Raw genomic sequence first — 13375 nt, 5'->3', positions numbered from 1 at the left:
TACTATAAAGTCAAAGAAAGCGCTTTAATTCGATGGAGAAGGTGGTTTAGTGAAAAGATTTTCATTTTTTTTACTAATTTTACTTGCTTTAACAGGTTGTAAATCCGGTGAAAAAGAATTTGATGAAGAATCTCTTCAAAATCTAAAGGAAACGGCACAGTCTTATTCAGAAACAGAATTACAAAATGGTGACGTTCGTTTAAATGAATATATTTCTTTGAAAGGGGAGATTGTTGAGAGTGACAGTCGTTCCAGTTTAATAAAAAAAGGTGATCGTTTTATTTTGAAAAGTGGTTCTAGTAAATATCAAGTTTTTAATGAGCAAAAGAAAAAATTGAAGATTGGTGACGAAGTGACAGTTTACGGAGAATATTACGGCTTTTTGAAAGGGACATTAATTGAAAGTGAGGAGAATCATGATTCAGCCACGAATTAGACAGAATCCTTTTGAAACATACGAAGAAGTTGCAGAAGGATTTGAAGATTTATTAGCGCCACTGGAATTGTTTTTTGATCGAGAGTATCAAGGTCATCTGGATTTAGGGACACACGGAACGGTTTATTCTAAAGGGACACGTGATGCGGAGGCATTTTTACGACCATTATGGGGACTAGGTCCTTATGTAACGCAAAATGAAAGTGAGTATTTGAATGACTTTCTAACGGGAATTATCGAAGGAACCGATCCTGAGAGTTCATCTTATTGGGGAAAAACAAAAGATTATGATCAATTGATTGTTGAGATGGCAGCATTAAGTACATTTCTTTTGTTAAACAAAGAAAAAACGTGGGACCAATTAACAAAAGAACAGCAAAACAATTTACACAGTTGGCTGATACAAGCCAATGAAAACATTATTCCGCCAAATAATTGGCATTTCTTTAGAGTGTTGCTGAATTTAGCGATGAAACATTGTGAAATGCCGTATTCAAAAGAACAGATCGCTGTTGATTTGGCTGTAATTGATCGTTTTTATGTCGGTAATGGTTGGTATTATGACGGAGTCGAGACACAAGTTGATTATTATGTTTCTTTCGCTATTCATTATTATAGTTTATTGTATTGTCGTTTTGCCCCGGAAGATACCGCAAGAGTGGCTATTATGAAGGAACGAGCAACTTTGTTCGCGCAAGAGTTTAAATATTGGTTTACTCAGCCAGGAGAAGCGATTCCCTTTGGACGTAGCTTAACGTATCGTTTTGCTCAAGTGTCATTTTTTAGTGCTTTAGTTTTTGCAGATGTTGAAGCATTGCCGTGGGGTGAGATTAAAGGTCTAATCAGCCGACATCTTCATCAATGGATGAACAAAGATATTTTTACAACAGATGGATTATTGTCGGTAGGTTATGATTATCAAAATATGGTCTTTGCCGAAGGCTATAATGGTCCTGGTTCACCTTATTGGGCCTTTAAAACATTCATTTTGTTAGCGGTTCCAAAAGATCATCCTTATTGGCAAGCAGAAACACAGCCTATTAGCTTTCCAGAAAAACACTTACCTTCACCAGAAAGTCGGAACTACTATCAAGTAAATGATGCAGGGACACATGGTTTAATGTTTCCAGCGGGACAATTTATTAATTATCAAGCTCATGCGCATGATAAATATAGTAAATTTGTTTATTCTTCCCATTTTGGTTTCAGTACTATAAAGAGTGATTATTGGTATTACGAAGGTGCTTATGATAATTGCTTGGCTTTAGCTGAAGACGACCACTATTTCCGCACGAAAGGATTAGATGATCAGTACGAAATTCTTGATGATCGTATCATTCATCAATGGCATCCTTGGTCCGATGTAGCAATCAAAACGACAATTGTACCATTAGAAGGCCAACATTTACGGATCCACGAAATTGAGACACAACGTGCATTAGTGGCTTATGAAGGTGGCTTCTCAATCCCGCTCTTCGATGAAAAGGTCACTTGTGTTTCTGATCAAATGGCTGAGGTAAAAAATGCAAAAGGTGTGTCAAAAGTAGAAAATATCAACGGCTTTTCTGAAGCTGCGATTATTCGAACAGAACCGAATACAAATTTACTTTATCCATTAACGGAGTTGCCATATTTGAAAGCAAACTTGTCGAAAGGGAAACATCTTTTAATTTCATTGGTGACAGGCGTACTACCGAATGAGCAAATTGAGCCAGTTAAAGTTAGGTTAAAAGAAAATCAGCTTTTAGTTGAAGAAAAAGTTGTAATTTTGGGGAATTAGGGGGAGAAATACACAATGACAGAAAATGGACAGATTGAGTGGTTGCCGAAGCAAATCAGTTTTGCTTTAAACAAAGTTCGAGGAAATTTAGAGACATTTAAAGAATTAGTTCCACCCGCGGCAAGTTTAAATCAAATTTATTATCCTGAAGAAAATATTGACTGGACGGCCAGCTTTTGGCCAGGAATGTTATTTTTAGCAAAGGAATTAACAAATTCAACAGAGTTCGATGAAGTGATTACCACACAGATGGCTTCTTTTCAACATCGCTTGGATGAACAAATTGAGCTGGAAACACATGATATAGGCTTTTTGTATATTTTAACAGCAATTGCCGATTATCAAGTCAATGGTCATGAGGCCTCAAAAGAAATGGCCTTGCAAGCTGCGGACTTATTAATGAAACGTTATTCACCAAAAGCCAAGATTATTCAAGCTTGGGGGAATTTAGACGATCCAGAGCAACGAGGTAGAATGATTATTGATTGTTTAATGAACTTACCATTATTATACTTTGCAGCAAAAATGACTGGCAAGCAAGAGTATTATGAAGCTGCCTACAATCATGCGAAACAAACACAAAAATATATTGTGCGAGAAAATCACACCACGTTCCATACGTATTATTTTGATACGGAAACAGGCGAAGCTTTATACGGTAAGACGCAACAAGGATATTCAGACGATTCTTGTTGGGCTCGCGGCCAAGCCTGGGGAATTTACGGCTTTACGTTAAGTTATTTATATACAGGAGATAGTAGTTTTCTGGAAACAGCAAAAAATGTTGCTGATTACTTTATTCAAGAATTACCAGAGGACAAAATCTGTTACTGGGATTTAATTTTCAATGAAGGGAGTGAAGAAGAACGTGATAGCTCATCTGCTGCAATTGCTGCATGTGGCTTACTAGAATTATCTCGTCAGCTTCCATTAAATGATGAAAAACATGGCTATTATGAAAAGGTTGCGCTAGAACTATTACAAGCATTAGCGGAAAAGTATACAACGGTTTTACGACCAGAGTCGAACGGCCTATTGCTTCATGGTGTCTATGATAAAAAAACAAATACAGGAGTCGATGAATGCATGATTTGGGGCGACTACTTTTATTTGGAAGCGTTAACTCGTTTAGCGAAAAGCTGGTATTCTTTTTGGTAATTCATGGAGGAAAACTCCTAAAAAATAATAAATAGCGGAGGTAGTACAAATGAAATTTTGGAAAAAAGGCTTAACAGCGGCAGCGTTGTTAGCGGTGGCGGCAGTAACTTTAACAGCATGTGGTGGTTCAAGTGAAAAGAAAGCAACTGAAAAGAGTGAAGATGGCAAAACAAAATTAACAGTAACTACTTGGAATTATGACACGACCCCAGAATTTGAGAAATTATTCAGAGCTTTTGAAGCGGAAAATCCTGATATCACTATTGAACCGGTGGACATTGCTTCAGATGATTATGACACAAAAGTAACAACGATGCTTTCATCAGGAGATACGACGGATATTTTAACCATGAAAAACTTACTTTCATATTCTAATTACGCGCTACGCAATCAATTGGTGGATTTAACCGATCACGTTAAAGATTTAGATATCGCACCTGCCAAAGCAAGTTACGAGATGTATGAAATCGATGGTAAAACCTATGCTCAGCCTTACCGTACAGATTTCTGGGTATTGTATTACAATAAAAAAATGTTTGATGAAGCCGGAATTGCCTATCCCGATAACTTAACTTGGGATGAATATGAAGCGTTAGCGAAAAAATTATCTAAACCAGAAGAACAAGTATATGGTGCCTATCAACATACTTGGCGCTCAACCGTTCAAGCGATTGCTGCTGCTCAAAACAATGCCAATTTGATTGAACCAAAATACAATTATATGGAAACTTATTATGATCGCGCATTGAGAATGCAAAAAGATCAATCACAAATGGATTTTGGAACAGCAAAATCAACAAAAGTAACGTATCAATCACAATTTGAAAATTCAAAAGCGGCGATGATGTACATGGGTAGCTGGTACATGGGGACTTTATTAACAAACATTGATGATGGCAAAACAAATGTCGAATGGGGGATTGCCGAAATACCACAACAAGAAAAAGGCAAAGCAACTACCTTTGGCTCACCGACAAGTTTTGCAATTAATAAAAACAGTAAAAAACAAAAAGCTGCTCAAAAATTCTTAGACTTTGCTTCAGGTAAAGAAGGTGCAAAACTTTTAGCAGAAGTAGGGGTGGTTCCTTCTTATAAAACAGATGAAATTGATAAAATCTACTTTGCAAGAAAAGGAATGCCTTCAGATGAAGTCTCACAAAAAGCCTTTAACCCAGATACAATTAATTTAGAATTCCCATCTGATAAAAACGGTGCCGCAATTGATAAAGTATTACAAGAAGAACATGATTTAATTATGGTCGGCGACGAAAAACCAAAAGATGGTATTGCTAACATGGAAAAACGTGTCAAAGCAGAGATAGACTAACTATTATTTCCTGCAAAAACACAAAAGATTGATGAAAAAAATAAGCTGAAATGAGTAACCTACAATGAATTTCAGCTTATTTTTTTAAATAAAGAATGTAGCTTGAGTTTGGAAGGAGGGCCTGTTAAGTTCACTTAACAGAATACAATTATGGAAATTACTTCAAAAACAAAAACAGCAAATAAATTGAGACGAAAAAATACGTGGACTGCGTTATCTTTTATCGCACCAAACTTTATTGGCTTTTTCCTCTTCACTTTAATCCCGGTTATCTGTTCACTGATTTTAGCTTTTATGAGTTGGGATTCTTTTTCAACTCCTGAATTTGTCGGAATGAAAAATTTCACCAAAATGATTCATGATGATACGTTTTGGATTTCGTTAAAACAAACGTTTATCTATACGATTGGTGTTGTTCCGTTAACATTGATTTGCTCATTAGGACTAGCGATTTTGTTGAATCGTAAAATTAGAGGGATGAAATTTTTTAGAACGGCTTTTTTCTTTCCTTATGTAACGTCATTAGTTGCGATTGCGGTCGTTTGGAATATGCTATTTCATCCAACAATGGGACCAATTAATCAATTTTTGAAATTATTTATTGAAAATCCTCCTGGCTGGACATCTAGTTCTACTTGGGCTTTACCAGCAATTATCATCGTTAGTGTGTGGCGCTTTATGGGGTATTATATGATTTTGTATTTAGCTGGTTTACAAAGTGTGCCAAGAGAATTATATGAAGCAGCGTCAATGGATGGCGCGGGTAAATGGAATCAATTTTTAAATGTTACCTTACCTTCACTACGACCAACGACCTTTTTCGTGACTATCATGCTTGTAATTAACTGTTTCAAAGTGTTTGACTTAGTTCAAGTTATGACTGGTGGTGGACCAGGACGTGCAACGAATGTGTTAGTTTACGAAATTTACAATGAAGCCTTTGTCAAATTTAATTTTGGTTATGCATCAGCCATTGCGATGGTCTTATTCATCATCGTTCTAGCGATTACTGTGGCCCAATTTAAATGGAATCAACATCAAGAGAAAGTTTAGGAGGAGAAAAGATGGAAGCAACTTTTTCAAAAAAAGAAAATACTCGAAAAGCAAAAACGAAAAAAGCAGAAAAAGTCACACCTGGTGGGATCCTTGTAATCATTCTCTTAACTTTACTTGCGTTAATTACTTTGGTGCCTTTCATTTGGATGGTTTCAGCATCATTTAAAACAAACAATGAAGTTTTCACCATTCCAATTCAATGGATTCCTAAAAGTTGGCATCCAGAAAACTATTCCGTTATTTGGGAACGCATTCCGTTGTTAACTTTCTTTAAAAATACGTTATTTTTAAGTATTGTGATTACGATTATTCAACTATTTACTTCAAGCTTTGCAGCATATGGCTTTTCAAAAATGAATTTTAGAGGAAGAGATACACTTTTTATTACGTACATCGCAACAATTGCTATTCCTTGGCAATCGTATATGATTCCACAATTTATTATGATGCGTCAATTAGGTTTGACTGACACGTTATGGTCACTTGTTTTATTACAAGCATTTAATGCATTTGGGGTCTTTTTACTGAAACAATATTACAGTAGTATTCCAGATTCACTATGTGAAAGTGCGCGGATTGATGGGTTAAGTGAGTGGGGAATTTATTGGAAAATTATTTTACCATTAACCAAACCAGCTTTAGCCAGTCTCACGATTATTACTTTTGTGAATACATGGAATGACTATATGGGACCTTTCATTTATTTATCTTCTACTGAGAATAAAACGATTCAGTTAGGTTTGAAAATGTTCGTCGGTTTATTTGATGCTGAATATGCCTTAATCATGGCCGCATCAGTGGTTTCTATTTTACCAGTAGGGATTGTCTTTTTAGCAATGCAAAAATACTTTGTTGAAGGTATTGCTACATCTGGAATGAAGAATTAGGAGGAAGTTTGAATGTTTACTAAGCAAACCTTTGATAATAATATCTATATGAAAATTTTTCGCTGGCTTTACATTTTATTTATCGGTAATCTAGGGCTTCTCTTAGTGAACATTCCTTTTTTCATAGCGGTGATTAGCTTAGACATTGATCCACGAAACCTCCCACTTTTTGTAGTAACGTTGCTGCCGATGGGGGCAGGGATGATTGCACTTTTAGGTTTAATCGATACTTTTAAAGAAGAAAAGGAGCTGGATCCATTTAAAACTTTTTTTCAAAAGTTTCGTCAGTTTGGGTTAAGAGGCTTTCTTATCAGCTTGCTAGGCTTAGGAAGTAGCATCATCAGTGTGACAGATATATTCTTTTTTGCCAAAACAACGATTGGTAAATGGTTTATTCCGTTGATGGTCCTTCTGCTAATTTTTGGGTTAGCTATTATGCTGAATGCTTGGTATTTTCAAGTACGAAACCCGCAAGCTTCTTTTAAAGATGTGTTTCGGATTTCTGTTTACTATGGACTGCGGAAATGGTATGTCAGCTGTCTAAATGTTTTTTTACTATTCTCAATGTTTGCAATGATGTTTTTGAAGCCACAGTTTGGGTTTGTTGTAACCCCTGTCCTTTTCCTAGGGATTATTTATTTAAATACTGGGAAATTGCATGAAAAGCAAAAAAAGAATAAATAATTTTTACATAATAAGTAATCTCGATTTTCAGGAAAATGAATGAAGGTGGGATTGCTTATTTTGTTCTTGCCTTGTTTATTAAAGTGGAGGGAGCGAACGAATGAAGAAAAAAATAATTATTTTAAGTAGCTTTTTGATAGGTGCTATTTTTGTGCTCGTTATTTTTACTACCAGCCAGCAAAGTATGATTAATAACGAAGCAATCCAAGTCGAAGAATTAATTGTTTATGGCGATAAAAATATGAATCGTGTAGCGAAGCAATTCTCTGATCAGAATAATTTAACTTCGTTTGGGAAAAATTTCTGGCGCAAAACGTATAACGGAAAATCACCCACTCAGGAACTACTGAAGGTTGCAATGGAGGATTTAGTACAACATAAAATGATTAGACAACTGGCGACGGAGTTAGAAATAGCCCACTCACAAACATTTGGGCAAGAAAAAAAAGAATGGCAAGACCAAAAGAGCAGTTTAACGCTCTGGCAATTTTTAGATGCAAAAGATCAACAATTACAGGACCAAATAAAAGAGAAATTAATGGAGAAAGAAAAGCCAACGCAAAAAGAATTGCGGCAGGCCTTTGAGCAATTGGATGATAAATATAAAAAGACCGATTACTTTGTTGAAGCAATTGAAATTCCAACTTTTTCAGGTAAGCAAGCAGAATTAGAAAAAATAGCCGAAGCAATCTCTCCGAATCTATCTTATGAGGAGACGTTATTGGAGTGGCAAAATAAATTACCTAATCTTGTTATTGAATCGTATCAATTGAAGAGTGCAGAAATCCAAAAAGAGGATATTTATTCGTTGTCTGTTGGGGAGATTCTTAGTGAAAAAGCTGTTGGTACCGTGGTAAAAGGATACCACGAAAACCAATACTTTTATATTTTTAATAAGGAAGGAGGGCAACTTTTACAGTTTGAAGAAGCACCACAATTTGGCAAAAATGCCTATATCAACACACGCTACAAAGAGAAATTAGCTACGTATCAACAAGCAACCAAAGTAGACTTGTTGGAGAAAGACAGAGAAAAGTTTTTTCAAAATTATCAAAATAAAAACAGTTAAGGAGCAGAAAATGAGAAAAAAAGCGTATTTTAAAAGTGTAACCATCTTCCTTTCTATTTTGCTTGTTTTTTCCCAGCTTCAATTATTTAGTCTTCCTGCTTATGGGGAAACAGTGAGTGATCAACCGTTACTTTTTCGTTCAGTAGGTGTCGCTCAAAGTGGGACGACCTACTATGTGGATGGGGAAGGAGGAAATAATGCCAATGATGGGCAGTCTCCAGCCAGTGCTTGGCGTGATTTTGAAAAAGTGAATCAGACGGAGTTTCAGCCAGGCGACCATCTTCTGCTGAATGCGCAAAGTACCTGGAATAACCAATTGTTGCATCCAAAAGGGAATGGGACAGCGGCACAAAAGATTGTCATTGATTTTTATGATACGAATGACAAAGGAGAAACCATTTTTGAAACAACACGGCGTCCGATTATTAACGGTGGTGGCACCTACAGCACAGGGACTTTCAAACGTGCAATCTCAGGGGCCGTGCAGTTAGTGAACCAAGAATATTGGGATATTTCAAATTTAGAAGTGACAAATACACCAGAGCTAGATAATCTCGAAGGCTATAAGAAACCAGGAGATGCTCAAAGAGCGGGGATATTAGTACTAGGATATGAACAAAATCGAACGTTCAATAGTGTCACGATAAGGAATAACTATGTTCATGATGTTCAAACAGAATATTATTTGAATCTAAGTGGGAATACTGCAACCAAACGATTAAAAGCGGTAGGTGGAATTATTGTTTTAGGAAGTTGGTTTGATGAGAATGGCAATGTAGTAACGGCAGCCAATGATCATCGAACAACGACTGGATTTAATGATATTTTGATTGAAAATAATGTGATTCAACGAGTGGGACTTGAAGGAATTCGAACAAAAGCTGATTCAGATACCTCAAGAGGCAACACTTTCTACAAAACGTTTTCTAATATTACGATTCGTAATAACTATTTAGAAGATATTGCTGGCGACGGGATTGTCTTGTCAGAAGCCAAAAGTGGCGGTGTCGTCGAAGGAAATGTTGCTGTCCGAATGTGCAATGCCGATTATGGTACACAAAATTACGCGGGCGTTTGGGCAATGTCTGTAGATGACGGACTGTTCCAATATAACGAAGTATACGGAATCAAATATGGATTTAACGATGCTGAAGCTTATGATGTGGACATGCAGTCAAACAATGTTATTTATCAATATAACTATTCACATCATAATACTGGCGGCTTTTTATTGCTTATGTCTGATCAAAAAAATTCGGTTATTCGGTACAATATCTCAGCTAATGACGGCGGTGGTAACCGAGGAACAGGTAAAGACAATCCAGGCGGAGCTGGTGGCTACAATTATAAAGAACAAAGCATTTTCCATTATTGGGTGAAAAATGATGGAGCGGCAATGCCAACTATCCACAATAATACGATTTATGTTGGCGACGGTATTTCAACATCATTATTTGGTGAAGGAAATAGTTCTGACAACAGTGGTACAGTAGCCAATTTTTACAATAATATTTTATACAAAGAAGGTACCGGACAATTAAAATTCTTATCTAATTATCCAACAAATGGGACACAACCAATTGAACGTAAAATGGTCGATAATCCAGAAAAATATTTCAAAAATAATGTTATTTGGCCAAAAGAAATTGCTACAGAAAAAAGTGGTGCAACTGTTGAAAAATTAGTATCAAGTGGAAACATTTTTGAAAAACCACAATTAGAAATCACAGATAACCCTGAAAAAGTGAAAGAGTTGGCAGAGCAAGAATTTACGACATTGAAACCAACAAAAGATAATGTGGTTGAATTTACTTCCAAAGAACGCTTACGTCAGCGAGCACAAATGTTCCAATTAAAAGAAACCTCTCCAGCGATTGGTAAAGGTTTGTCGGAAGTGAACAGTGCGGCAGAAGACTTCTTTGGAAATAGCTTGAAAAATAAAGTTTTAGATATTGGTGCGCAACAAGCATCCACAATTGAAAAAAGTATTCGTTATCAAAATCAAGTGTTAGAAATTAGTTCGGCAACAGGTGTGTATCCTAATTTGCCAGAGCAAGTTGAACTAACGTACGAAGAAGTCGTTAATGAAGAAGTGGTTGCGACAGGCAAAAAAGAATTTAAGTTACAATGGGAAGCAATCCCTCAAGAAAAAATTAATACAGCAGGTACAATTGAAGTTGCAGCAACAGTTATCGGCTTACCGATAGATGCTGTCAAAGTAACAGCCAAGGTCTCTTTTGAGGGCGAACTTGGTGAAGGAAAAGACACCGTTAAACTAAAAACAGCCCAAACTGCCTATGTTCAAAAGAGTGATGGTAACCGAGCATACTCTGCTATAGCAGGCGGTACTGCTGCCATTAGTTCAGGAGACGCCTATAAATATCCTTATGGAGTAAACTATACGGGCAATTACGCATTAAAATTAAAAAATGCTAGTTCTGCGGGGTATAATCGCCGGATTTACGTTGAAATTGATACACAAGAATTGAAGAACTATCAATCACTAAAAAGTGCCAATTTAGAACTAAATGTGATGCGTTATGATGCGTGGAATGGTGCTGGAAATACAAATGATGAACGTTTGAAAAATACGCAGTTCCAAGTAGATGTTTATGGAACAGATACTAATTGGATGAGTAACACCATTACTTGGAACAATGGTCCAAATAATTTAAATGTACCAAATGAAGAATTTATTGCTCGACAATCTTTTACAAATAGCTCAATTATGAATAATCAAAATACAATCTCTATTGATATTAGTAACTATCTACGGAAGCTAATTCAAAGTGGTGAGAAAATTCCAGCCAAGTTAAGTTTCTTATTAGCGATTACAGACAGTCGTTTGCCTGGTTATGATTCTGATAATGCTGGGTTTGATGCTTTTTCAAAAGAAGGCGCACAAAAGGCCTATCAAGACTTTTTAGCAGGCAAATTGACCTTGCCAACTGGTCAACAGCTAACAGAGGATAGTTTAGCTCCTAAAATTGTTTTATCGAATGTTTTCGAAGTCAAACATGAGTCGATTGAGGTCACGACAGAAGCGGGTCAAGCCCCTAAACTACCAGAAAAAACAACTATTTTTTATTCGGATGGTTCACAACGAGAAGTGACTGTCAATTGGTCAGAAGTTCCAGCATCTTCTTATCAAAAAGAAGGAACATTCACTGTTGTAGGACGAGCAGCAGGTGTCTCAATGCCAATTATTGCCAATGTAAAAGTCACCGCTAAACATATTGTTGGATTCAAGGAATTGCCTACGCTGGATCGACTAACAGGCACCTCGCGAGGCGAACTGAATTTGCCAACTGAAGTAATTGCAAAATTAGATGATGGTAGCGAAACGAAATTGAAGGTTATTTCTTGGGATGACGATGTTAGTAATTATTCGCCAAGTAGCCCGCCAGGTACTTACCAGTTCCCTGCTGCAGTAGAAGAAAAAATAGGAATTGCGAATCCCGATGAACGAAAAATCTTCCAAGTCGTGCAAACTCATGCGATTCCTGAAAGAATTCAATTTGCTACAGAAACAGCCACTATAAAATCAGGCGAAAATTATCAAATTCAATCTAAAGTGATTGGTCAAGCGCCGCACACAGAAACGGATGCTTGGAGCTCGCAAGTAACGTATGAGTTGGTTACACCAGATGCTGGCAATACAGTAAGTGTAGATGAAAACGGTCTGATTAGGACAGAAGCAACGACTGCTGCAGGAAATTATCAAATCAAAGTAACAAGCAAAGTTTTACCGATAGTGACTGCACAATTTTCAATTAAAGTCACAAAATAAATAAACTGTTTGAAGAGACTGGAACAAGAATTGCTGTACCTTGCAATCTTTCTAGTCTCTTCGATTATCTAGAATCAATAAATATTCTATTGCCTACTATTCATTCTTTTTAAAACAAGGTAAAATAATAAATGAAAGTAAACGATAAAGGTGTGTAGACAATGAATACTATCTTAACAGGTGATCGTCCAACTGGTAAATTGCACCTAGGACATTACGTAGGTTCCTTAAAAAAACGAGTAGAAATGCAAGCAGACCCTACAAATCAATTATTTGTCATGATTGCAGATTTACAAGCATTGACAGATAATGCAAAAAATCCCGAAAAAGTTTCAGCCAATGTTTTAGAAGTTGCTTTGGACTATTTAGCAGTTGGTTTAGACCCTACGAAAACAACAATTTTTATCCAATCGCAAATTCCACAGTTAGCTGAATTAACAATGTACTATCTAAATTTAGTGACCACGTCACGTGTTCGTCGGAATCCAACGGTCAAAGCAGAAATTGAGCAAAAAAAATTTGGGGAAGGTGTTCCGACAGGATTCTTTATTTATCCCGTTTCACAAGCTGCTGATATTACTGCCTTTCAAGCGAACTTAGTCCCAGTTGGGGAAGACCAAAAACCAATGTTGGAACAAGCGCAAGAAATTGTGCATAGTTTTAATCAGACGTACGGTGAAGTTTTAGTTAGACCGGAAGCTGTGTTACCACCAAAAGGCATGGGACGCTTGCCAGGAATTGATGGCAACGGAAAAATGAGTAAGTCTTTAGGCAATGGTATCTATCTTTCAGATCCAGCTGAAGTGGTACAGAAAAAAGTAATGAGTATGTATACCGATCCAAATCATATTCGTATAGAGGACCCAGGACAAGTTGAAGGAAATATGGTCTTTACTTACTTGGATGTCTTTGGGAAAGAGAAAGAATATATTGAAGAATTAAAAGAGCACTATCGTCATGGCGGTTTAGGAGATGTGAAAATTAAACGTTACTTAATTGATGTCTTAGAAGAAGAACTCGCACCGATTCGTCGACGTCGTGAAGAGCTGGCTAAAAATCCAGAAGCGATTATGGAAATGTTGCATAAAGGAAGTCTTGCTGCTGAAAAAGTGGCAGCACAAACCTTAACAGAAGTCAAAAAAGCAATGGGAATTCAATATTTCTAAGCAATAAAAGAACTGGAACGAG

10 protein-coding genes are annotated in these 13375 nt (G+C 36.6%); all 10 read left to right on the top strand.

From position 1 onward, the window contains the following. Window positions 1-49 precede the first annotated feature (49 nt). The 10 genes from IGK27_RS08910 (at window position 50) to trpS (ending at window position 13353) form a co-directional block, all read left to right on the top strand. Window positions 50-436 carry a membrane lipoprotein lipid attachment site-containing protein gene (locus tag IGK27_RS08910; protein ID WP_002359865.1) on the top strand — a complete coding sequence of 129 codons (387 nt, stop codon included), beginning with the start codon at window positions 50-52 and terminating at the stop codon, window positions 434-436. After that, window positions 417-2216 (top strand): DUF2264 domain-containing protein, encoded by a 1800-nt coding sequence (locus IGK27_RS08905; RefSeq protein WP_002359866.1) that lies wholly within the window; start codon window positions 417-419, stop codon window positions 2214-2216. The genes IGK27_RS08910 and IGK27_RS08905 overlap by 20 nt, the downstream gene beginning before the upstream one ends. 15 nt (window positions 2217-2231) lie before the next feature. Further along, the gene (locus tag IGK27_RS08900) at window positions 2232-3374 is read left to right on the top strand and encodes a glycoside hydrolase family 88 protein (protein ID WP_002356837.1); all 1143 of its coding nucleotides are present in this window, start codon (window positions 2232-2234) and stop codon (window positions 3372-3374) included. Between the two features lie 49 nt (window positions 3375-3423). Next, window positions 3424-4701 (top strand): ABC transporter substrate-binding protein, encoded by a 1278-nt coding sequence (locus IGK27_RS08895; protein ID WP_002356838.1) that lies wholly within the window; start codon window positions 3424-3426, stop codon window positions 4699-4701. A gap of 150 nt (window positions 4702-4851) precedes the next feature. Beyond that, on the top strand, window positions 4852-5754 hold the full coding sequence (locus IGK27_RS08890; protein ID WP_002356840.1) for a carbohydrate ABC transporter permease: 903 nt from the start codon (window positions 4852-4854) through the stop codon (window positions 5752-5754). Continuing rightward, entirely contained in the window at window positions 5727-6644 is a 918-nt protein-coding gene (locus IGK27_RS08885) for a carbohydrate ABC transporter permease (protein ID WP_002383582.1), read from the top strand. Before IGK27_RS08890 ends, IGK27_RS08885 begins: the two co-directional genes overlap by 28 nt. Window positions 6645-6656: 12 nt before the next feature. Beyond that, window positions 6657-7328, top strand: a complete 672-nt coding sequence (locus tag IGK27_RS08880; protein ID WP_002389246.1) for a hypothetical protein — start codon at window positions 6657-6659, stop codon at window positions 7326-7328. Window positions 7329-7428: 100 nt separating this feature from the next. Continuing rightward, the gene (locus tag IGK27_RS08875; protein ID WP_002364400.1) at window positions 7429-8397 is read left to right on the top strand and encodes a hypothetical protein; all 969 of its coding nucleotides are present in this window, start codon (window positions 7429-7431) and stop codon (window positions 8395-8397) included. Between the two features lie 10 nt (window positions 8398-8407). Continuing rightward, window positions 8408-12187, top strand: coding sequence for an Ig-like domain-containing protein (locus IGK27_RS08870; protein WP_002392721.1), 3780 nt, complete (start codon window positions 8408-8410; stop codon window positions 12185-12187). 161 nt (window positions 12188-12348) lie between these two features. Then, window positions 12349-13353 (top strand): tryptophan--tRNA ligase, encoded by a 1005-nt coding sequence (gene trpS, locus IGK27_RS08865; protein ID WP_002356846.1) that lies wholly within the window; start codon window positions 12349-12351, stop codon window positions 13351-13353. The last annotated feature ends 22 nt before the right edge of the window (window positions 13354-13375 follow it).

The sequence above is a fragment of the Enterococcus sp. DIV0236 genome, assembly GCF_050558525.1.
In the GTDB taxonomy this organism is placed as follows: domain Bacteria; phylum Bacillota; class Bacilli; order Lactobacillales; family Enterococcaceae; genus Enterococcus; species Enterococcus faecalis.
Note: the sequence above shows the minus strand (reverse complement) of the source record. Positions and strands in the feature narration are given on the sequence as shown.

Bases quoted from the DNA above. Each gene is read 5' to 3' on its own strand.
- IGK27_RS08900 (WP_002356837.1), top strand. From the start codon at position 2,232: ATGACAGAAAATGGACAGATTGAGTGGTTGCCGAAGCAAATCAGTTTT.
- IGK27_RS08905 (WP_002359866.1), top strand. From the start codon at position 417: ATGATTCAGCCACGAATTAGACAGAATCCTTTTGAAACATACGAAGAA.
- trpS (WP_002356846.1), top strand. From the start codon at position 12,349: ATGAATACTATCTTAACAGGTGATCGTCCAACTGGTAAATTGCACCTA.
- IGK27_RS08870 (WP_002392721.1), top strand. From the start codon at position 8,408: ATGAGAAAAAAAGCGTATTTTAAAAGTGTAACCATCTTCCTTTCTATT.
- IGK27_RS08885 (WP_002383582.1), top strand. From the start codon at position 5,727: ATGGAATCAACATCAAGAGAAAGTTTAGGAGGAGAAAAGATGGAAGCA.
- IGK27_RS08890 (WP_002356840.1), top strand. From the start codon at position 4,852: ATGGAAATTACTTCAAAAACAAAAACAGCAAATAAATTGAGACGAAAA.
- IGK27_RS08875 (WP_002364400.1), top strand. From the start codon at position 7,429: ATGAAGAAAAAAATAATTATTTTAAGTAGCTTTTTGATAGGTGCTATT.
- IGK27_RS08895 (WP_002356838.1), top strand. From the start codon at position 3,424: ATGAAATTTTGGAAAAAAGGCTTAACAGCGGCAGCGTTGTTAGCGGTG.
- IGK27_RS08880 (WP_002389246.1), top strand. From the start codon at position 6,657: ATGTTTACTAAGCAAACCTTTGATAATAATATCTATATGAAAATTTTT.